The sequence below is a fragment of the Brevundimonas sp. genome, from assembly GCF_016742135.1.
Taxonomy (GTDB): domain Bacteria; phylum Pseudomonadota; class Alphaproteobacteria; order Caulobacterales; family Caulobacteraceae; genus Brevundimonas.
The window spans coordinates 230,593-251,870 of the sequence record NZ_JACVCG010000001.1; the positions used below are offsets into that span (position 1 = coordinate 230,593).

A 21,278-nucleotide genomic window follows, 5' to 3' on the forward strand; every position below is an offset into this window, starting at 1 on the left:
ACGTCTCATGATCACGCTCGACACCACACGCATCGCCATCATCGGCCTGGGCTATGTCGGCCTGCCGCTGGCGGTCGAATTCGGCAAACGCTTTCCGGTGGTCGGCTTTGACATCAATGCCGCCCGCATCGCCGAGCTGAAGGCCGGCCGCGACAGCACGCTCGAGGTCGAGCCCGAAGAGCTGGCCCAGGCGACCCACCTGACCTATGCGTCGGATGCCGCCGCCATGGCGGACTGCAACGTCTATATCGTCACCGTCCCGACCCCGATCACCGAGAGCAAACAGCCCGACATCACCCTGCTGAAAAAGGCGTCGGAGACCATCGGCCGGGTTCTGAAGCGCGGCGACATCGTCATCTATGAATCGACCGTCTATCCAGGCGCGACCGAGGAAGACTGCGTGCCGGTGCTCGAGGCCACCTCGGGCCTGACGTTCAATGTCGACTTCTTTGCCGGCTACAGCCCCGAGCGGATCAATCCGGGCGACAAGCAGCACCGCCTGCCCGACATCATGAAGGTCACCTCGGGCTCGACGCCCGCCGTGGCCGACTATGTCGATGCCCTCTATTCGACGATCATCACCGCCGGCACGCACAAGGCCTCCAGCATCCGCGTGGCCGAGGCCGCCAAGGTGATCGAGAACACCCAGCGCGACCTGAACGTCGCCCTGATCAATGAGCTGGCCATCATCTTCAACCGCATGGGCATCGACACCGAGGCGGTGCTGAAGGCGGCGGGCACCAAGTGGAATTTCCTGAACTTCCGCCCCGGTCTGGTGGGCGGCCACTGCATCGGCGTCGACCCCTATTATCTGACGCACAAGGCCGAGGCCGTCGGCCACCACCCCCAGATCATCCTGTCGGGCCGGCGCGTCAATGACGGCATGGGCCAGTATGTGGCCGACCGGATGATCAAGGCCCTGATCGACCGCCAGATCCACGCCCGGGGATCGCGGGTGCTGATCCTGGGCCTGACCTTCAAGGAAAACTGCCCCGATGTGCGCAACACCCGCGTGGTCGATGTGCGCAAGGCCCTGATCGACTGGGGCGCCGAGGTCGATGTCTGCGACCCCTGGGTCAATGCCGACGAGGTCCGCCACGAATACGGCTTTGACGTCATCACCGACCCGGCAGAGGGGGCCTATGACGGCATCATCCTGGCCGTCGCCCATGAAGATTTCCGCAAACAGGGCATCGCCGCGATCCGCAAGCTCGGCAAGTCTGAGCATGTTCTCTACGATTTGAAGTATCTGTTCGACGCCGACCAGACCGACGCGCGGCTGTAGGGGACAGCAATGGGGGGGCGTCAGGATCGTTTCGACATTCAGGTGATGCGCGGCGTGGCCGTGCTGGCCGTGGTGCTGTTCCACGCCTTTCCGGACGCGTTCGGCTCGGGCTTCCTCGGCGTCGATGTGTTCTTTGTGGTGTCGGGCTTCCTGATCACCGGCATCATCCTGCGCGGACTTGAGGTTGCGGGGGGGGGGGGCACAACCTTCGGCTTCAAGGCCTTCTACATTCGCCGGGCCAAGCGGCTGCTGCCCGCCAGCCTGACGACGCTGGCCGTCACGACGGCGCTGGCAACGGTGTTTCTGACCCGCTCCCAGATGGCCGACTATGCCGCGCAGCTGCTGGGCTCGCTGGCCTTCGTCGCCAACTTCGTGCTGGCCAGCCAGACCGGCTATTTCGAGGGCGCGGCCGAGACCAAGCCCCTGCTGCACATCTGGTCCCTGTCGCTGGAGGAGCAGTTCTATTTCATCGCCCCCTTCCTGCTGTGGCTGACGCCGCTGCGGGCGCGGCCGTGGCTGTTGATCACGGGCATGGTGGCCAGTTTCGCCCTGTGCATGGTGCTGATGACCGGACCGTCTTGGCTGCCGTTCAGCGCCAAGGGCGCGCAGAAGCTGGCCTTCTTCATGCTGCCGACGCGCGCATGGGAACTGCTGTTCGGGGCGGTCTGTGCCTGGGTGATGATCCGGCGGCCTGACCTGACGGTGCCGGGCTGGGCCAAGCTGGCGGCGCTGGCCGCGATCATTGTCACCTGTGCCATAGGGTTCGATCCGGTGCATCCGCGCTGGGACGCGGTGATCGTGGTGGTGGCCACGGGCCTGATCCTGCTGGGCAAGGACGGCTGGCTGCCCCGGACCCCGCTGTTGCCGGTCAAGATCGTCGGGGACTGGTCGTATAGCCTGTATCTGATCCACTGGCCGCTGTTCTCCTTCGCCTATATCGCGTGGGGCCAGCACCCGCCGATGGCGGTGATGATCGGGCTGGCCCTGCTGGCCACCGGCCTGGCGTGGCTGCAATACCGGTTTGTGGAGCAGGCCTTCCGGGGCGACTGGTCGCGGTTTCGGATCAGCCCGGCATGGGGGATCGGCGCGGCGTCGGCGGCCGTCGTGGCGTTCGCCGTGCCGTCGCTGGGCGTGACCAGTCCGACCGCCGAGGTGTTGAAGCCAAATCAGGGCCTGGCTGCCGCTTGTGAGCAGGAGACCGCCGAGTGGGTGGACAAGCCCGAGTGCCGGACGTCGGACGCGCCGACCGTGGCCGTCTGGGGCGACAGCTATGCCATGCACTGGCTGGCCGGGCTGGAGGGCCTGCCGGTCGTCCAGATGACCAAGAGCGCCTGCGCTCCGGTCGAGGGGCTGGCGCATACGTCGGACCGCTATACCGCCGCCTGGTCGCGGGAATGCGTGGCCTTCAATGACAGTGTGCTGGCCGCGATCGAGGCCATGCCCTCGGTGCGCTATGTGCTGATCAGTTCGCCGTTCGGCCAGGTCATGATCGAGGACGGGCAGCGCCTGTTCATCGACGGCCGGGTGCAGCCGTTCAGCGATGCCGGGCAGGCGGCTTTCGTGCGAGGGCTGGAGCGGTTGAAGGCGGCCGGCAAGGTGCCGATTATCCTGGCCCCGACCCCGCGCGCGCCGTTCGACGCCGGGCGCTGTAACGAGCGGGCGATGGAAGGCCGGATCGTGGCCGGGCAGGCGGGCTGCGACATACCCCTGTCCGTGGCTGTATTCGAGGGGCAGGGCATCGGCCCGCTGATCGAGCGCCTGGGCGCGCGGTCCGGGGTTGAGGTGCTTTCTCCGGCCACGGTGCTGTGTGATGCCGAGGTCTGCCGGACACGGGCTGGGCACACGATCCTGTACCTCGACAACGGCCACCTGACGCGCGACGGCGCCCGCTATGTTGTCGAGCGTCTGGGTCTGCTGGATCGGCTGACGTCGACGACACGCTGAGCGGGTAGCCCGTCAACGCCGCAAGAAAAAGTATAGCCAGAGTTCGACGCGCCCGTGCATGATGGGAAGGACATCTGACCAGCGAGGGACGAGTGCCGACATGCGGGTTTCGGAAGCTAAGTGGATCAGAGGTGCGCTAAAGGGAATCGATGGTCCGATCCTGAACCTGGGCTCTTCAACGAAGACATTCCGGGAAGACCTCAAACCTCATATTGACCGCGAGGTCTTTTCGCCGCTTCGCGCGGATGGGGTCGAAGTGGTCCATGCCGACATGAAGCAGGCACCGGGTGTGGACCTAGTCGGGGACATCACCGATCCGGTCTATCAGGAACAACTGGTGGCCAGGCATTTCCGCGCCATCCTGGTCTCCAATCTTCTGGAGCACGTCCGAGACCCCGGGATTGTGGCCGACGCCTGCCGCCGTATCCTGCCCGAAGGCGGATTGATCTGCGTCACCGGTCCCTACAGATATCCGTACCATGCCGATCCGATCGACACGATGTATCGCCCGACTCCCGAAGAATTCGCGTCCCTTTTCAAGGGCGAACTGGTCGTTGGCGAGATCATAGACGGCGGCACCCTGCGGGACGATGTCCGGTCCCTCCCGCACTATCTGGCTCAATCGGGCTGGCGAATTCTGAACTGGCCACGAAGACCGAAGGCAGCGAGAGCCCGAGCAAGTGCCCTGACCTATCTGTTTCGTCCTTTTGAAATCAGCTGCGCCGTGATCAGGATCGGAACTTCAGGCGTAAGTTAAAGTAGGAAAATCTGCAGTAGCTGACGTAAGAGGCACGCCATGGTCGCCGTCGCATCTGCCCCTCTTCACGTCCTTGTCCTTGCCTCGCACGCGCCGTCGCTGGTCAATTTCCGGGGGCCGTTGATTGCCGAGATGGTGCGGCGGGGCTGGCGGGTGACGGCGGCGGCGCCGGACTTTGACACCGGCACCCACGCCGCGCTGGTGGCGCTTGGTGCCCGCCCGGTGGATGTGCCCATGGCGCGCACGGGCATGAACCCTCTGGCGGATCTGGCCTATCGCAAGAGCCTGATCGCCCTGTTCCGGCGCGAGCGGCCGGATGTGCTGCTGGCCTATACGATCAAGCCGGTCATCTGGGGTCTGCTGGCCGCGCGGGCGGCGGGGGTGGGGCGGTCGGTCGCCCTGATCACCGGGCTCGGCTATGCCTTCACCGACGGGACGGGCGGCGGGCTTAAGCGTCTGCTCGCGGGCGTCATGGCCGCCAGCCTCTATCGGCTGGCGCTGGGCGGGGCCGACCGGGTGCTGTTCCAGAATCCGGATGACCGCGACCTGTTTCTGGGGCGGGGCCTGCTCCGGGATCAGGGCCAGATCGGCGTGGTCGACGGCTCGGGCGTCGATCTGGACCACTACCGCCCCACCCCCCTGCCGGACGCGCCCGTCTTCCTGATGATCGGGCGGCTGCTGGGGGCCAAGGGCGTGCGCGAATATGCGACGGCGGCCCTGGCGCTCAAGGCTCGCCACCCGCACGCCCGCTTTCAGCTGGTCGGCTGGCGCGACCCGGGCCCGGACACGGTCGGCGAGGATGAGCTTCAGGGCTGGATCGACGGGGGCATCGAACATCTGGGCCGGCTGGACGATGTACGCCCGGCCATCGCGGCGGCCCGCGTCTATGTGCTGCCGTCCTACCGCGAGGGCACGCCCCGCTCCGTGCTGGAGGCCATGGCCATGGGCCGTCCGGTCATCACCACCGACGCCCCGGGCTGCCGCGAGACGGTGGTGGACGGGCTGAATGGCCTCAGGGTGCCGCCGCGCGATGCCGGGGCGCTGGAAGCGGCCATGGAACGGCTGATCCTGCATCCGGCGCTGGCGGCAGAGATGGGCGAGGCGTCGCTGGAGCGGGTGCGCGCCCGCTATGACGTCCACCGCGTCAATGCCCAGATCCTGTCGGCCGTGGCGGACGGATGACACCGCCGGTTTAGCGGGTGGCGGCACTGGTCCCGGACAGGGGGCTTTGGTAAGCACGGGCCGACGTTCGCCCGCCCGATCGGGGCAGGGCCCAAGAGGACGACTTCATGCGATTTCTGATCACGGGCACCGCCGGCTTCATCGGCTTTCATCTGGCGCGCCGCCTGCTGGAAGACGGCCATGAGGTCGTGGGCGTGGACAATTTCTCGGACTATTACGACATCACCCTGAAGGATGGGCGAAATGCCATCCTCGAAGGCTATGAGGGCTTTCGCGTCGAGCGCGTCGCGCTGGAGGATGCCGAGGCCCTCAATGCCGTCTGGGAGAAGGCCCGGCCCGAGGTCGTGATCCACCTGGCCGCTCAGGCGGGCGTTCGCTACAGCATCGACCATCCCGAGGTCTATGTGGCCTCAAACCTGGTCGGCACCTTCAATGTGCTGGAGGCCGCGCGCCGCTATCCGGTCAAACACCTGCTGGCCGCCTCGACCAGTTCGGCCTATGGCGCCAATACCGAAATGCCCTTCCGTGAGACGGACAAGGCGGTCCACCCCATGACCCTCTATGCGGCGACCAAGAGTGCGACCGAGCTGATGGGCCACTCCTATGCGCACCTGTTCGGCACGCCGACCACCTTCTTCCGCTTCTTCACCGTCTATGGCCCCTGGGGCCGCCCCGACATGGCGCTGTTCAAATTCGCCAAGCTGATGCTCGAGGGCAAGCCGATCGAGGTCTATGGCGAGGGCAGGATGTCCCGCGACTTCACCTTCGTCGACGATCTGGTCGAGGCGATCGTGCGGCTGGTCCATGTGGTGCCCGGCACCGCCCCGCCGGTCGAGGGTGACACCCTGTCCCACGCCGCGCCCTTCCGGCTGGTCAATATCGGCGGCGGCAAGCCCAGCCCGCTGATGGACTATATCGCCGAGCTGGAAAAGGCGCTGGGCAAGCAGGCTGACAAGCAGTTCCTGCCCATGCAGGACGGCGACGTGCCCGACACCACCGCCTCGCCCGAGCTGCTGGAGCGCCTGACCGGCTACAAGCCCGAAACCCCGATCAGCGTCGGCGTGCCCGCCTTCGTCGGCTGGTTCCGCCAGCGCTATAATCTGTGATGCCCCGGGCGGCCGACCGGCCGGTGCGTCCGGCCCCGCTCAAGCGGCTGATCGACGTCGTCGCCTCCGCCGCGGGACTGGTGGTCCTGTCGCCGGTGCTCATCGTGCTGTGGATTCTGGTGCGCCGTCGCATGGGCAGCCCGGCCCTGTTCCGGCAGGTTCGGCCCGGCCTGCATGGCCGTCCGTTCGAGATGATCAAATTCCGCACCATGCGCGATGCGATGGGTCCGGACGGCCGGCCCCTGCCGGACGCCGAGCGCCTGACCGACTTCGGCCGCTGGCTGCGCGCCACCAGCCTGGATGAACTGCCCGAGCTGTGGAATGTGCTGAAGGGCCAGATGAGTCTGGTCGGTCCGCGTCCCCTGCTGATGGAATATCTGCCGCTCTACACCCCGGAACAGGCGCGTCGGCACGATGTCCGTCCCGGCATCACCGGCTGGGCCCAGATCAATGGCCGCAACGCCGTCGGCTGGGACCAGAAATTCGCCCTCGATACCTGGTATGTCGACCGACACACTCTGTGGCTGGATGTGAAGATCATTGCCCTCACACTTCGGCGTATAGTCCGGCGCGACGGCATCTCGGCACCGGGTTCGGCGACCATGGAGAAGTTTCAGGGATGAACGGGCGGCTGGCCATACTGGGCGCGGGGGGGCACGGGCGTGTCATCGCCGACTGCGCCGAGAGTCTGGGCTGGTCGCGCATCGTTTTCTTCGATGACAATCCGAACGCGGAAAAGCCCGGGCCGTGGGAACTGGCCGGAACCGGCGCGGACCTGCTGGCCTCGGTCGCGGAGTTCGACGGCTTCGTCGTCGGTATCGGCATCAATCGCATCCGGCTGGAGCGCCAGCAGGCCCTGCGGGCGGCGGGCGGAACGCCGGCGACCCTGATCCACCCGGCGGCGACCGTCAGCCGCCATGCCGAGGTCGGCTCGGGCTCGGTGGTCTTTGCGGGGGCTGTGGTCAACGCCGGGGCCCGGGTCGATCAGGCGGTCATTCTCAACACCGGCTGCGGCATCGATCATGACGACCGGCTGGCCGATGGCGTCCATGTGTCGCCGGGCGCGCACCTTGGCGGCGGCGTTTCGGTTGGCGAGGCCAGCTGGATCGGCCTGGGCGCCTCGGTGCGCGAGGGCATTTCCATCGGCCGGGACGTCCGGGTCGGTGCCGGCGCCGTGGTGGTCGCCGATGTGTCTGATGGCCTTACCGTGGTCGGCAATCCGGCCCGGGACATGAATCGGAAATCCTGATGCTGAACACCCCCTTTTCGCCCTGGCCCAGCTTCAGCCCCGAGGAGGTCCAGGCCGTCGCCGATGTCGTGGCATCGAACCGCGTCAACTACTGGACCGGTGACCGCTGTCGGGCCTTCGAGAAGCGATTCGCCGAGTGGACGGGATCGAAACACGCGGTGGCCCTGGCCAACGGCACGGTGGCGCTGGATGTGGCCCTGAAGGCGCTGGGCATCGGGCCGGGCGATGAGGTCATCACCACGCCGCGCACCTTCCTCGCCTCCGCCTCCTGCATCGTCACGGCGGGCGCTGTCCCTGTCTTTGCCGACGTCGACCCCGACAGCCAGAACATCACCGCCGACACCATCCGGGCCGTGATGACCGACCGGACCCGGGCCGTCATCTGCGTGCATCTGGGCGGCATGCCCTGCGACATGGATCCGATCATGGCCCTCGCCGAGGAGCGCGGCCTCAAGGTCATCGAGGACTGTGCCCAGGCCCACGGCGCCCGCTATCGGGGCCGCAGCATCGGCTCTATCGGCCATATCGGCGCCTGGTCCTTCTGTCAGGACAAGATCATGACCACCGGCGGCGAAGGCGGGATGGTGACCACGGACGATCCCGCCCTGTGGGACTTCATGTGGTCGTACAAGGATCACGGCAAGAGCTGGCAGGGGGTCTATGAGCGCTCGCACCCGCCGGGCCCGCGACTGGTCCACGACAGCTTCGGCACCAACTGGCGCATGATCGAGATGCAGGCCGCCATCGGCCTGATCCAGCTGGACCGCATGGCCGGCTGGACCGCGCGGCGCACCGAAATCGCGCTGAAGCTGGCGGAGGCCTGCGCGCCCTTCTCCGTCGTGCGGGTGCCCCTGCCGCCCGAACATATCACCCACGCCTGGTACCGCTTCTATGCCTTTGTGCAGCCGGACCGTCTGACCGAGGGCTGGACGCGCGACCGTCTCATCGAAGAGATCAATGCGCTGGGCGTGCCCTGTTTCCACGGCTCGGCGTCAGAGGTCTATCTGGAGGCGGCCTTTGACGGCACCGGATGGCGGCCGCCGCAACGCCTGCCGGTCGCGCGGCAGCTCGGCGAGACCAGCATCGCCTTCCTGACCCATCCGACGCTCACGGACGATGAGGTGGCAAAGAGCTGTGACGCGATCCGGACCGTGCTGGACCGGGCGTCGGCCTAGACTCTCATCCGGCGGCGCAGGGCCTCGAGCCAGACGGGCAGGATTGCACAGGCGATGCCGGCGATGTCGGCCAGCCAGTCCAGCCCATCGGCTTCGCGCCCGACCTGCCCCTGCACGATCTCGATCACGCCGCCCGCCACGACCAGCAGGGCGACGATGGCCCATCGCGGCGCGCGTGGCGCGGCCAGCAGATACAGGAGGGTCAGGACATAGAAGCTGAGGAAATGCCCGGCCTTGTCCCACGGGATCAGCCCTGGCCCGTCGCCCGGCGGCTCGAAGGCCAGCCATAGAGTCGCGACTGTCGCCAGGGCGGCCGCCAGTCGGGCGAACCACAGCAGGGATCGTCCGTAGACGGACTCACTCACGGGTCAGCAGCCGCTTCACGTCTTGGGCCCGCGACAGCTCGCAGACCAGAACCGCGTCGCGCTCGACGATCACGGCCAGACCCGAGACCCCCAGCGTCGCCACCGTCACCCCGTCGGGCGCGCGGATCAGGCAGCCGGCGCTGTCGAGGCTGAGGTGGGCGGTGCCCTCACCGTCGCTCACCGTGGCGACCGCGTCCCAGGCCCCCAAGTCGGACCAGGCCAGGGTCAGCGGCAGGACGGAGGCCCGGTCGGTCTTCTCCATCACCGCATAGTCGAACGACAGGCGCGGCGCGCTGCGGAAGCCTTCGCCTAGCAGCCCCCCGTCCGCCCGTATGGCCCCTGAGACCGCCCGCCAGATCTGCGGCGCATGGCGCTCCAGCTCTTCACGCAGGGTCCGCGCGGTGGCGATGAAGGCGCCGCTGTTCCACAGACAGCCCTCGAGGATCAGTTGCGCCGCCCGATGCGGATCGGGCTTCTCGATAAATTCCTGAACCGGAGCCAGACCGGCGTGCCCGGGCCGGATATAGCCGTAGGCGGACGACGGTTGGGTCGGGGCCACGCCCAGGGTCACGATCCGCCCGCTATCGCCGGCTGCGTCTGCCGCTGTGATCAGGGCGTGGCGGTATCCGGCCTCATCCGGGATGTGGTGGTCGGAGGCGAGGACCATCACCCGTCCGTCCGGATCGCGGGCCTCGACCCAGGCCGCCGCCGCCGCGACCGCCGCCGCGGAATCCCGACCCTCGGGCTCCAGCAGGACGGTGGCCCCGGCCCCCAGCGCTGCCAGTTGGTCCGTGATCAGTTTGCCGTGGGCCTCCGCCCCGACGATCAGCAGCCGCCCCCCGTCCGCGACCAGCGGCATGACCCGCCGCACCGCCAGCTGGAACAGCGACAGCGGCCCGGTCAGGTCCAGAAACGGCTTGGGCCGGTCCGGACGCGACGCCGGCCACAGCCGGGTCCCGGCCCCACCGCACAGGATGACGGGATAGAGCTGACCCTGGCTCAAGCGGGCCGCCCCTTGACCAGATCATCGACCACCCCGGGATCGGCCAGGGTCGAGGTATCGCCCAGCGCGCCCAGCTCACTCTCGGCAATCTTCCTGAGGATGCGCCGCATGATCTTGCCCGAGCGCGTCTTGGGCAGGCCCGGCGCCCACTGGATGACATCGGGCGCGGCGATCGGCCCGATCTCGGCCCGGACGTGCTTGATCAACTCCGCCCGCAAGGCGTCGTCCGGCTCCACACCTGCCGTCAAGGTCACATAGGCCCAGATGCCCTGACCCTTGATGTCATGGGGATAGCCGACGACGGCGGCCTCGGCGACCGAGGGGTGCAGCACCAGGGCGCTCTCGATCTCGGCCGTGCCCATGCGGTGGCCCGAGACGTTCAACACATCGTCGACCCGGCCGGTGATCCAGTAATCGCCGTCGGCGTCGCGCCGGCATCCGTCGCCGGTGAAATAGCGCCCGGGATAGGTCGAGAAATAGGTGTCGAAGAAGCGCTTCGGGTCGCCATAGACACCCCGCATCTGCCCCGGCCAGCTGTCGGTGAGGCACAGATTGCCCTCGGCCGGGCCGGTCAGCTCATGGCCCTCGGCATCGACCACCTGCAGGTGGATGCCGGGGAGGGGCCTCGTGGCCGACCCGGGCTTGAGGTCCGTCGCCCCGGGCAAGGGCGTGATCAGATGGCCGCCGGTTTCCGTCTGCCACCAGGTGTCCACGATGGGGCAGCGGCCCTCGCCGACCACCTCATGATACCAGCGCCAGGCCTCGGGATTGATCGGCTCGCCCACCGTGCCCAGCAGCCGCAGCGAGGCCCGCGATGTGGCCTTCACCGGCCCGTCGCCCTCGCGCATCAGGGCCCGGAGCGCCGTCGGCGCCGTATAGAAGATCTCGACCTGATGCTTGTCGACCACCTGCCAGAAACGGCTGTGATCCGGATAGTTGGGCACGCCTTCGAACATCACCGTGGTCGCGGCATTGGCCAGCGGGCCATAGACCAGATAGCTGTGACCCGTGACCCAGCCGACATCGGCCGTGCACCAGAAGACCTGGCCGGGGCGATAGTCGAACGTCAGCTCGTGCGTCCAGGCGGCCCAGACCAGATAGCCGCCCGTGGTGTGCAGCACCCCCTTGGGTTTGCCGGTCGAACCCGAGGTGTAGAGGATGAACAGCGGGTCCTCGGCGTCCATGGGCTCGGGCGGACAGTCGGCCTCGACCGAGGCGGCCTCGGACCCGTAATCGAGGTCTCGCCCGTCCACCCAGGCCACATCCGCCCCCGTGCGCCGCACGACCAGCACGTTCCGGACACGGACTTTCTCAAGCGCCGCATCGACATTGGCCTTCAATGGAATGGTTTTGCCGCCGCGCAGGCCCTCGTCCGCCGTGATGACGAAATCCGAGCCGCAGTCCTCGATCCGGCCCGCCAGACTGTCGGGTGAAAAGCCGCCGAACACAACGGAGTGGATCGCCCCGATCCGTGCGCAGGCCAGCATGGCATAGGCGGCCTCCGGGATCATCGGCATATACAGGGTCACCCGGTCGCCGCGCTTCACCCCGTGCTTCTTCAGCACATTGGCCATCCGGCACACCGCCTCATGAAGCTCGCCATAGGTGACGGACGCGCTCTCGGCCGGGTCGTCGCCCTCCCAGATGATCGCCACATCATCGCGCCGTTCGGGCAGGTGCCGGTCGATGCAGTTGACCGAGGCGTTCAGGATTCCGTCCTCGAACCAGCGGATGCGGAAGTCGGCCTTATCGAAACTGACGTCCTTGACCCGGGTGGGGAAGGCCATCCACTCCAGCCGTTCGGCCACCCCGCGCCAGAAGCCGATCGGATCGGTCTCAGCCGCCCTGCAGGCATTCTCATAGCGCGCGCGGTTCATGTGGGCCGTGCGGGCCCACGCTTCGGGAACAGGATAGATCGACGGTTCGCTCATGCCTCACCTCATCTTGAGGCGGCATCCAACAGCATGCGGTCGCGGGTTTCCAGCGCCGCCGGAAAATCCCGGTTCGCTCAGCGGCGCGCGGCGGCGCTTCCGCCCCGGGCCAGCGCCTCTACCTCGTCCAGGCTGGTCATGGCGTTGTCGCCCGGCGTGGTCATGGCCAGGGCCCCGTGGGTGACGCCCAGGGCCAGGGCCTCGTCCAGCGACCGGTTGTCCATCAGGCCAAAGGCGAGGCCCGAGACAAAGCCGTCGCCGCCCCCCACCCGATCCAGAATCGCCACCTCGACCGGTGCCCGCACCGTCAGGGCACCGTTCGCCCAAGCACAGGCCCCCCAGCGGTTCATCGACGCCGTCACCGGATCGCGCAGGGGCGAGGCCAGCAGGCGCAGGTTCGGCAGCTGGCCCATCAGCCGTTCGGCAGCGGCCGCGAACGGGGCCGGATCACAGGGGTTGCTGCGCCGCTCCGGCGTCTCGATGCCCAGACAGGCGGCGAGGCTGTATTCGTCGCCGATCAGCACATCGACCTGTTCGGCGATGGCGCGGTTGACCCGGCGGCCGGCTTCGGGGTCCGGGTGGGCGGCCCACAGGCTGGCGCGATAGTTGAGGTCATAGCTGACGATCGTGCCGTGGCGCCGCGCCGCCGTGACCGCCGCCAGCGCCGTCTCCGCCGTCGATTCCGACAGGGCCGAAAAGATCCCGCCGGTGTGGAACCAGCGCACGCCTTCTTCGCCGAAAAGGGCGTCCCAGTCGACCTCGTCCGGCCGCAGGGCCGAGGCCGCCGAATGCGCCCGGTCCGAGACGCCCAGCGCCCCGCGCGGCCCGAAACCCCGCTCGGTGAAGTTCAGCCCCACCCGGTTGTCGCGCCCGACCGGATCGGCCTCGCGCCACAGGATATGGGCGTCCGACACCCCGCCCTGCAGGATCAGCTCATGCACCAGGGCGCCGAGGTCGTTGCGAGGCAGGGCGGTGACTACGGCGCTGCGCAGGCCAAAGGTCTTGGCCAGACCACGCGCGACATTGTATTCGCCGCCGCCCTCCCACACCTGGAACTGGCGGGCGGTGCGGATGCGCCCCTCGCCGGGGTCCAGCCGCAGCATGACCTCGCCCAGCGCCACCGCATCCCAGCGGCAGTTGTCCTTTGACTTCAGACGGGGCAGCAGGGTCATTTCATCAGCGAGGGCAACCACAGCGACAGCGCCGGGATGAAGGTCACCATCATCAGCACGACCATGCAAGCGATGTAAAAGGGCCAGATCGACCGCAGCGACTGTGTCATGGGAATCTTCGCAATCGCACTGCCGACGAACAGCACCGACCCCACCGGCGGCGTGATCAGTCCGATGCCGCAGGCCATCAGCAGGATCACCCCGAACTGTACCGGGTCGACGCCGAACGCCTTGGCCACGGGCAGGAAGATCGGCGTGACGATGATGATCAGCGGCGCCATATCCATGAAGGTGCCGAGGAACAGCAGGCAGGCGATGATCATCAGCATGATCAGGACCGGGTTGTCGGTCAGGCCGTTCAGCACCTCAATCATCATGCCGGGCACTTGCAGATAGGCCATCAGCCAGCCGAACGCCCCGGCACAGCCGATGATGAACAGCACCGCGCCCGAGGTCCGGGCCGCGCCGATGCAGGCCTCCTTGAAGGCCGCCCAGCGCATGTGCCGATAGACGATGCCGGTGACGATGATGGCATAGACGACGGCGATCGAGGCAGACTCGACGGCGGTAAAGATGCCGGCGCGGATACCGCCAAAGATGATCACCACCAGCAGCAGGCCGGGGATGGCGGCGATCAGCCGGGTCAGGACGGTGCCGAAGCCGGGGAAGACATCGGCAGGATAGCCGCGCCTGCGCGCGACCCAATAGGCGGTGACCATCAGGGCGGCGGCCAGCAACAGGGCCGGTACGATACCGCCCGCGAACAGGTCCGAGATCGACACCCCGCCCCCGGCCGAGGCCGAATACAGGATCATATTGTGCGAGGGCGGCACCAGCAGCGCCACCAGCGCCGCGGAAATGGTGACGTTGACCGCATAGTCGCTCTCATAGCCGCGCTTCTGCATCTGCGGGATCATGGTGCCGCCGATGGCCGAGACGTCGGCGATGGCCGAGCCGGACACGCCGCCGAACAGGGTCGAGCCGACCACCGTCACCTGGCCCAGACCGCCGCGCACATGGCCGACCAGCGACGAGGCCAGCGCGATCATCCGGTCGGACAGCCCGCCCTTCATCATCAGCTCGCCGGTGAAGATGAACAGGGGAATGGCCAACAGGGCGACCGAGGCCATGTCCGACCCCATCTGCTGGAAGACCACGATCGGCGGCAGCGCCAGATACAGCACCGTGGCCAGCGTCGCGCCCATCAGACAGAAGGCAACCGGCACACCGAGGATCAGCAACAGGGCCAGAACCCCGAACAGGATGATGAATTCCATGCTCAGTCCTCCTGCACGGTCCCGGGCGCACCGGTAAACAGGCGCTCCAGGGCAAAGATCAGGATCAGCACGCCGCCCAGCGCCAGACCCAGGAATTTCAGGCCGGAAGGCAGGGGGGCACCGGCCAGCGGCACGGTCCAGTCATCCAGCATCAGATAGCCGCCCATGGTCGCCAGTCCGAGGCCGGTCGCCGCCGCGATCACCCGCGACAGGGACGCCAGCCCCGACCGGATCGGTCCCGGCATGGAGTGGGCGATCGTCTGAAAGGCGAAATGGGTCTCGTAGCGCACGCCGACGGCGGCCCCGAACATGACCGCCACACTCATCAGGATCAGCGCCACCGGCTCGGTCCAGCCGGGCGAGTCGTTCAGCACATAGCGGGCGAACACCTGCCAGGCCTGCACCAGGGCCATGGCCAGCAGGGCGGCCCCCGCCAGTCCCAGCACGATCCGGGACAGATGGTCCAGCAACCCCCGACGTGGCGCTTCAGATGATGTCATCGGTTCCTCCCCCGAGAGGCCACTGCCCGGGCCGTTGGAATTCGGGCCGTTCAGCCGGCCGCTGTGATCTGTTCGTAGAGGGGCTTCAGGCCGGCCCCCGTCGTGTATTTGGCATTCACCGGTTCGACCGCGCGAGCGAACGCCGCCATGTCGACCTCATTCACCTGCGTTCCGGCTTCGATGACCGCCGCCCGGGCATCGGCTTCGCGCTTGTCCCATTCGACCCGCATCAGCGGCACCGAGCGTCGCGCCACGTCGCGCACCAGATCGCGGTCGGCGGGCGTCAGGGCATCCATCGACGCCTTCGAAATCAGCAGGGCGTCGGGCGAATACAGGTGGCGGGTGTCGCTCCAGTAGCGGGCCACCTCGAACTGGCGGCTGGACTGATAGCTGGGCCAGTTGTTTTCGGCCCCGTCGATCAGATGGGTCTGCAGCGACGAGAACACGGCCCCGAACGTCAGCGGCGTCGGATTGGCGCCCATGGCCCGGACCGTGTCGAGGAAGATGTCCGACTGGGGCGCGCGGATCTTCAGCCCCCGCATGTCGGTGGGCTCATACACCGGACGGCGGACATTATAGACGCTGCGCGGGGCGGCGTCGTAATAGGCCAGCCCGACCAGCCCCCGGCCTTCGAATACGTTCAGCAGCCGCGTGCCGATCTCGCCGTCGACCACGGCCCGCATGTGCTCGACCGAGCGAAACACATAGGGCAGGCACAACAGGCTGGTCTCGGGAAAGGCATTGTTCAGCGCGGCGGCCGCCACCCGGCAGATGTCGATGGCCTGAAAGCGGGCCAGACCGATGGAATCGTCCTCATTGCCCAGCTGGCCCGAGGGAAAGGAGCGGATGCCCAGCCGTCCGTCCGTCAGCCGGCCCAGTTCCTCGCCCATCCATTTGACCGCGTGGACGGTCGGATAGTCGGCCGGGTGCACATCGGCGGCATGCAGCAGGCGCGGCCCGCCGGAGCCCGGCCAGGTCGCGGTGCCACAGCCCGACAGGGCAGCCGCGCCGGCCCCGATCAGGCCCGTGTGCAAAAGGTGTCTGCGTGTCGGGGTCATGGGGTCCCTCCCTCGGCGCGGATGGCCCGGCAGGCAATGATACCATGGGGCCCGAAATCGGCTTCGGCGGTCTGGCCGATGGCGATGCGATGCACCCCCGTGGCCGCGCCGGTTGAAATCCATTGGCCCGCCTGTGGCCGCAGGCCCCGCTGGCCGAGGGCGTTCAGCAGGAAGGCCAGGGAGTCGAACGGGCCTCCGGGAATGGACGTCGCGCCGCCGGTGCCGACCGTCTCTCCGTCGATACGCATGGTGCACGTGAGATCGTCCAGCGCACGGGGATCGCCGTCCCAGTCGCGCGCGACCTCGGCCCCCAGGATCAGCCCGGCATTGTTGCCAAAGTCCGAGGCCGTGACCGCCGGTCCATGGTCATTGATGCCGGGAAAGGGGCTGCCGGCGATCTCGACGCCGACGCGGATCTGGCTGACCAGCCGGGTCGCCTCGGCCACGGTCCAGCCCTCTCTCAGCGGCGGGGTCTCGGCCATCAGCAGCAGATACTCCGCCTCTACCGCGCCAAAGCCGCCCTCGATCAGCGCAAAGTCGGTGACGCCTTCGGCAGGGCGGACGCTGGCGGCAAAGATCGGCCCGGCCAGTCGCCCCGCGCCAAATTGCGCGTCCAGAGGCGGCGGGATCCGACCCAGCTTCCAGCCGAGGACCGCGTCCGGCATCAGGGCGATGGCGGCGTCCTGGATGGCGTAGGCGGCCTCCAGAGTGGCGGGCGGCGTCCCCGGATAGGTCGGCAGGGCACGGCCTGACCGGCGCGCCTCGACAAAGGCGCGCGCAATGGCCTGGCCATCCTCGGACAGGACAGCGGCATGAGGCATAGCATGGGCCGTCATGACGTCGACTCGGGTGAGGCACGCATACAAGCCTCTGAATTTGTTAGGGACAGGCGCACGCGTCCTCCGTTTTTCTTTTGACATTGCGCAGGAAGGAAACCGGTGTCAATTTGAATCGGGACAAAGGGCGTCACAGCGGGCCAAGGCTCGTGGCAAGATGACGACCGAACCGGGAAGGAAGCCGATGAACCATCGACACACTCTGATCTCCGCCTGTCTGGGCCTGTTCGCCACCCTCGCACTCAGCCTCGCAGCGCCCGCGCCCTCACAGGCCCAGTCCGGGCCGCTGGCCTTCCCCGGCGCCCTCGGCTGGGCCTCGGCCACGCCCGGTGGACGGGGTGGACAGATCATCCGCGTCACCAATCTGAACAACGAGGGTCCCGGCTCGCTCCGGGCCGCGATCGAGGCCGACGGCCCCCGCATCGTGGTGTTCGAGGTCGGCGGCGTCATCGATCTGGAGATGAAGACCCTGCGGCTGCGCAATCCCTTCATCACCATCGCGGGCCAGACGGCGCCCTCGCCCGGCATCACCCTGATCCGGGGCGGTATGGACATCAGCGCGCACGATGTGATCGTCCAGCATATCCGCATCCGCCCCGGCTCGGCCGATCAGGGCTGGATGAGCGGCTGGGACGAGGACGGCATCGCCACCGTCGGCGCCTGGAATGTCATCATCGACCACTGCAGCCTGACCTGGGCGACCGACGAGAACCTGTCCGCCTCCGGGCCCCGCTTCACCGGCTCGACGCCCGAGGAATGGCGGCGCGGCACCAGCCACAACATCACCTTTTCGAACAACATCATCGGCGAGAGCCTGGCCTACTCCAGCCACTCCAAGGGCGAGCACTCCAAGGGATCGCTGATCCACGACAACGTCACCGGCCTGCTGATCATCGGCAATCTCTATGCCCACAACTATGAGCGCAGCCCCCTGTTCAAGGGCGGGGTGCACGGCGTCATCGTCAACAACCTGATCTACAACCCCGGGCCGCGCGCCATCCACTACAACCTGGCCCCCGAGGAGTGGGGGGATGTGCCGTTCGAGGTCGGCAAGATGACGGCCATCGGCAATGTGCTGCGCGCCGGCCCGTCGACCCCGACCGAGCGCCTGGCCTTCCTTATGATCGGGGGCGCCGGCGACCTTGAATATTATGGCCGCGACAACATCGCCGTCGATCAGGTCGGTGAGCCGATCCGCATGTTCGGACGCTATACCACCAGCCCGGCCCGCATCATCGAGGTGTCCCGCCCGCCCGTCTGGTGGGAAGGCCTGACCCCCATGCCCGCCGTCGATGTGCAGCGCTCGGTGCTGTCCACCGTCGGTGCCCGTCCGTGGGACCGCGACATGCGCGACGTCCTGCTGATCGCCGAGGTGGCCGAGGGCCGGGGCGAGATCATCGACCATGAGCGTCAGGTCGGCGGCTATCCCGCCGTGGGCGAGCCGACCCGCAAGGCCTTCAATCCCGACGACTGGAACCTGCACGACATGACGCCGAAGCGCGACGATGTTCTGGATCGGCCCGCCAACCGCCGGGGGACCTGAGGTTCCTGAACATCGGTATGCAGGCCGGGACGAATTGGCCTATTACGGACGGATTACCTCAGCAGGAATTCTGGCGTGACGGATAACAGGCGGACAGGCGGCAAGCCCGTAACCATCAACGATGTCGCGCGTCTGGCCGGGGTGTCGAAGAAGACGGTCTCGCGCGTCATCAACAACTCGCCCCTGCTCCGGGCCGAGACGCGCGAAAAGGTGCAAAAGGTCATCGCCGAATCCGGCTTTGCCCCCGATCCCCAGGCGCGCGGGCTGGCCTTCCGCCGGTCGTTCCTGGTCGGCATGATCTACGACAACCCCAGCCCCAACTATGTGGTCAACATGCAGCAGGGGGTGCTGGACGCCGTGCGCGGCTCAGGGCTCGAGCTGGTGGTCCACCCCTGCAACCGCGCCAGTGACACCTTCCTGTCCGATGTGCGCGGCTTCATCGTCCGGCAAAAGCTGTTCGGCGTGGTCATGCCGCCTTCGGTGTCCGAGGACGAACGGGTCGTCGCCATCCTGAAAGAGGCCGAATGTCCCTATGTCCGGATCGCCTCGGTGTCCCTGGACGAGCCCCGGCACATGGTGGTGACCAACGACAGCTCGGGCGCGGCGGAAGCGGCCCGCCATCTGGCGGCCCTGGGTCACCGGCGCATCGCCTTCATCTCGGGCCCCGACAGCTTCCGCTCCTCGCACGAGCGGCGCCGGGGCTTTGCCGAGGGGCTGGCCGAGCACGGCCTGACGCTGGATCCCGCCTACACGCGCGTCGGCGCCTATACGTTCGAGTCGGGTGTGGAGGCCGCCCGCGACCTGCTGGCCATGGCCGACCGGCCGACGGCCATCTTCGCCGGCAATGATGAAATGGCCATCGGCGTCATGAAGGCCGCGCGTGACGCCGGCCTCGACGTGCCGTTTGATCTGTCGATCTGCGGGTTTGACGACCTGCCCATGGCCTCGCGCGTCTGGCCGAACCTGACCACCGTCCGCCTGCCGATCCGCGACATGGGCCGCATGGCCGCCGAAAAGCTGACCGCCTCGATCCGCGGCCTCGACGCCGCCACCCTCACCCAGCCCGAAGTCCGACCGTCGCTGGTCGTGCGAGACTCGACGGCACCGCTTCAGGGGTGAGGCCGCCCGGCCACAGGTCGTGTGCTAGGGTTCCCTGAACCAGAGGGGGAGGGGACCACCATGCTGGGACTGCTCAAGCTTGTCCGGCGGACGATCGAGGGGTCGGTCTTGTCGATCGTGCTGCTGGCCATCGTTGCCGCCCTGGGCGTCTCCAGCACGGTCAATTTGCTGGTCCGGGAGCCTTCGGCGGCATCGCTGCTGTTCCTGCTGGTGCTGGCCATCGTACTGGCCGACCTGATCGGCAAATTCCTGTCGATCCTGTCGACGACCTTTCCGGACCTGATCCCGGCCTTCGACGACGAGGACCTGAAGCGCGCCTCCCTGATCCAGCGCCTGCGCCCCGGCCAGACCGTCGCCCTGTTGTCCGGTGCCTATGCGGCGCGACTGGTCATGTTCCTCGTCATCTTCGCCCTGCTGGGTGCCAGCTACGCCTGGGCGCCATCGGCCGTGCAGGACACCCTGGTCGGTCCGCTCGGCACGATGGAGGCGATCACTGTCTTCATCCGCGAGGGCATCGCCGGCTCGATCGGCTATTTCCTGTTCTTCCTCGGGCCGGACAACCTTGCGCCCGTCACCCGCGCCATCCTCGACCAGCCGCTGACCCCCGCCACGCCCAGCGGCGACGCCTTCCTCGTCGGCATCCGCATCTATGGCCTGGCCTTCATGTTCTCGATCCTGCGGACGCTGGCCACGCCCATCACCTACTGGCGCGCCCGCAGACGAGCCCGGAAGCTGGCGAAGGTGGAAGGAGCGACGGCCTGATGCGGGCTCGTTCGGCGCCGACAGGCTGGGGTGTTCTGGGGGCCCTCCTGCTCACATTCGGGGCATCGGCCTGCAAATCGGACCGGCTGGATCAGTCCGATGTCGACCGCTTTGAAGCCAACGTCAGGCTACCAGCCGGCGCCTACCGGCTGGAATCCTACGCCCGCTTTTACGCGCAGCCCCGGGTCCATACGCTGGACGAACTGCCGTTCACCACGATACTGGACCCGGCCCCGGGCTGGCCTGAGCCCCGCAGTAAGCCTGTCGTCGCCGCAGTCTTTGTCCAAGCGGACGGCCTGTTCGGAGAAGATTGGCCGACGGCGCATATCGTTGAAGAATCCCGGTTGCCGAGTGAGGTGCATGGCGGCTGCGGCGTCATCAACCTGATCCTTGATCCGGCCACGGGCGAAACTCTCGAGTCTTGGTGCAACGCCCGCGACCCATCGGTCAGCAAATGGCCCGCATGGGATGAAGCCGCTCCGCCCCTGACGGCCACTGCCCGGGACTGCGAACTGTTGCGGGTGGTCGTGAGAGAAGAGGGCCTCGATCTCAGCAGCAGTGACTTCATGTACATCGACCCTGAGGGATGGGTGCGCCCCTACAGCACGGACCGGCACGGGCGACGGTCGGTCATCACGCCCGACGACTTGCGCTCGACGGTTCCGGGGCTTGATGTCGAGGCGGCTACCCTGTTTTCCGCCTATTTCGACGTCGGTCCCCGTTACGCGCCGAACTGTGACTGGCAGGACCTGCCGGTCGAGACCGCCCGATCATCCTTTGTCGACCAGCCGCCGGACCGCAGCGCCCATCAATATCCCCGCATCGGCCTGACCGAGCCGTGGTTCTCCGCGGACGGCCAGTGGGCCGTCGTGAGCTATTACTGGCACGCCGTCCCGGCTTATGGCTTTAACGATACCTGCTTTTACCGTCGCGCGCGTGGTCACTGGACGGCGGTACAATGTGTCCTGCATCCTCGTGATGGCACGGGGTAGCTGCTGTGATCGTCTCTGAGGG

The 21,278-nt window shown here is 67.4% G+C and carries 20 protein-coding genes; 12 read left to right on the forward strand and 8 right to left on the reverse strand.

Going from position 1 to position 21,278, the window contains the following annotated elements; translation table 11 throughout:
* Window positions 1-7 precede the first annotated feature (7 nt).
* The 8 genes from tviB (at window position 8) to IBJ06_RS01195 (ending at window position 8,698) form a co-directional block, all read left to right on the forward strand.
* Window positions 8-1,285, forward strand: coding sequence for a Vi polysaccharide biosynthesis UDP-N-acetylglucosamine C-6 dehydrogenase TviB (tviB, locus tag IBJ06_RS01160; RefSeq protein WP_292156684.1), 1,278 nt, complete (start codon window positions 8-10; stop codon window positions 1,283-1,285).
* Window positions 1,286-1,294: 9 nt separating this feature from the next.
* Window positions 1,295-3,229, forward strand: coding sequence for an acyltransferase family protein (locus IBJ06_RS01165; RefSeq protein ID WP_292156685.1), 1,935 nt, complete (start codon window positions 1,295-1,297; stop codon window positions 3,227-3,229).
* Between the two features lie 100 nt (window positions 3,230-3,329).
* The gene (locus tag IBJ06_RS01170; protein ID WP_292156686.1) at window positions 3,330-3,986 is read left to right on the forward strand and encodes a hypothetical protein; all 657 of its coding nucleotides are present in this window, start codon (window positions 3,330-3,332) and stop codon (window positions 3,984-3,986) included.
* 39 nt (window positions 3,987-4,025) lie between these two features.
* A complete protein-coding gene (locus IBJ06_RS01175; protein WP_292156687.1) occupies window positions 4,026-5,168 on the forward strand; it encodes a glycosyltransferase family 4 protein in 1,143 nt (380 codons plus the stop codon).
* 107 nt (window positions 5,169-5,275) lie between these two features.
* A complete protein-coding gene (locus IBJ06_RS01180; RefSeq protein ID WP_292156688.1) occupies window positions 5,276-6,274 on the forward strand; it encodes an NAD-dependent epimerase/dehydratase family protein in 999 nt (332 codons plus the stop codon).
* Window positions 6,274-6,897, forward strand: coding sequence for a sugar transferase (locus tag IBJ06_RS01185; RefSeq protein WP_292156689.1), 624 nt, complete (start codon window positions 6,274-6,276; stop codon window positions 6,895-6,897). Before IBJ06_RS01180 ends, IBJ06_RS01185 begins: the two co-directional genes overlap by 1 nt.
* Window positions 6,894-7,523 carry an acetyltransferase gene (locus IBJ06_RS01190; RefSeq protein ID WP_292156690.1) on the forward strand — a complete coding sequence of 210 codons (630 nt, stop codon included), beginning with the start codon at window positions 6,894-6,896 and terminating at the stop codon, window positions 7,521-7,523. The genes IBJ06_RS01185 and IBJ06_RS01190 overlap by 4 nt, the downstream gene beginning before the upstream one ends.
* Complete coding sequence (locus tag IBJ06_RS01195) at window positions 7,523-8,698, forward strand: DegT/DnrJ/EryC1/StrS aminotransferase family protein (RefSeq protein WP_292156691.1); 1,176 nt, start codon at window positions 7,523-7,525, stop codon at window positions 8,696-8,698. Before IBJ06_RS01190 ends, IBJ06_RS01195 begins: the two co-directional genes overlap by 1 nt.
* Here IBJ06_RS01195 and IBJ06_RS01200 read toward each other — a convergent pair.
* From IBJ06_RS01200 to IBJ06_RS01235, 8 genes are all read right to left on the reverse strand, one after another.
* On the reverse strand, window positions 8,695-9,063 hold the full coding sequence (locus IBJ06_RS01200) for a VanZ family protein (protein ID WP_292156692.1): 369 nt from the start codon (window positions 9,061-9,063) through the stop codon (window positions 8,695-8,697). The two genes, IBJ06_RS01195 and IBJ06_RS01200, sit on opposite strands and share 4 nt — an antisense overlap.
* Window positions 9,056-10,066 (reverse strand): mannose-1-phosphate guanylyltransferase, encoded by a 1,011-nt coding sequence (locus IBJ06_RS01205; RefSeq protein ID WP_292156693.1) that lies wholly within the window; start codon window positions 10,064-10,066, stop codon window positions 9,056-9,058. Before IBJ06_RS01205 ends, IBJ06_RS01200 begins: the two co-directional genes overlap by 8 nt.
* Complete coding sequence (gene acs, locus IBJ06_RS01210; protein WP_292156694.1) at window positions 10,063-11,997, reverse strand: acetate--CoA ligase; 1,935 nt, start codon at window positions 11,995-11,997, stop codon at window positions 10,063-10,065. The genes IBJ06_RS01205 and acs overlap by 4 nt, the downstream gene beginning before the upstream one ends.
* A gap of 77 nt (window positions 11,998-12,074) precedes the next feature.
* Window positions 12,075-13,169 carry a sugar kinase gene (locus tag IBJ06_RS01215; RefSeq protein ID WP_292156695.1) on the reverse strand — a complete coding sequence of 365 codons (1,095 nt, stop codon included), beginning with the start codon at window positions 13,167-13,169 and terminating at the stop codon, window positions 12,075-12,077.
* Window positions 13,166-14,446 (reverse strand): TRAP transporter large permease, encoded by a 1,281-nt coding sequence (locus IBJ06_RS01220; RefSeq protein WP_292156696.1) that lies wholly within the window; start codon window positions 14,444-14,446, stop codon window positions 13,166-13,168. Before IBJ06_RS01220 ends, IBJ06_RS01215 begins: the two co-directional genes overlap by 4 nt.
* 2 nt (window positions 14,447-14,448) lie before the next feature.
* Window positions 14,449-14,946, reverse strand: a complete 498-nt coding sequence (locus IBJ06_RS01225) for a TRAP transporter small permease subunit (RefSeq protein ID WP_292156697.1) — start codon at window positions 14,944-14,946, stop codon at window positions 14,449-14,451.
* 50 nt (window positions 14,947-14,996) lie between these two features.
* Window positions 14,997-16,004, reverse strand: a complete 1,008-nt coding sequence (locus tag IBJ06_RS01230) for a TRAP transporter substrate-binding protein (RefSeq protein ID WP_292156698.1) — start codon at window positions 16,002-16,004, stop codon at window positions 14,997-14,999.
* Window positions 16,001-16,840, reverse strand: a complete 840-nt coding sequence (locus IBJ06_RS01235) for a 2-keto-4-pentenoate hydratase (RefSeq protein ID WP_292156699.1) — start codon at window positions 16,838-16,840, stop codon at window positions 16,001-16,003. Before IBJ06_RS01235 ends, IBJ06_RS01230 begins: the two co-directional genes overlap by 4 nt.
* Window positions 16,841-17,024: 184 nt before the next feature.
* On the opposite strand from IBJ06_RS01235, the gene IBJ06_RS01240 reads away from it, so the two are divergent.
* From IBJ06_RS01240 to IBJ06_RS01255, 4 genes are all read left to right on the forward strand, one after another.
* Window positions 17,025-18,383 carry a pectate lyase gene (locus IBJ06_RS01240; RefSeq protein ID WP_292156700.1) on the forward strand — a complete coding sequence of 453 codons (1,359 nt, stop codon included), beginning with the start codon at window positions 17,025-17,027 and terminating at the stop codon, window positions 18,381-18,383.
* 75 nt (window positions 18,384-18,458) lie between these two features.
* Window positions 18,459-19,502, forward strand: a complete 1,044-nt coding sequence (locus IBJ06_RS01245; protein WP_292156701.1) for a LacI family DNA-binding transcriptional regulator — start codon at window positions 18,459-18,461, stop codon at window positions 19,500-19,502.
* Window positions 19,503-19,562: 60 nt separating this feature from the next.
* Window positions 19,563-20,264 (forward strand): hypothetical protein, encoded by a 702-nt coding sequence (locus IBJ06_RS01250; protein WP_292156702.1) that lies wholly within the window; start codon window positions 19,563-19,565, stop codon window positions 20,262-20,264.
* Window positions 20,264-21,256, forward strand: a complete 993-nt coding sequence (locus IBJ06_RS01255) for a hypothetical protein (protein WP_292156703.1) — start codon at window positions 20,264-20,266, stop codon at window positions 21,254-21,256. Before IBJ06_RS01250 ends, IBJ06_RS01255 begins: the two co-directional genes overlap by 1 nt.
* The last annotated feature ends 22 nt before the right edge of the window (window positions 21,257-21,278 follow it).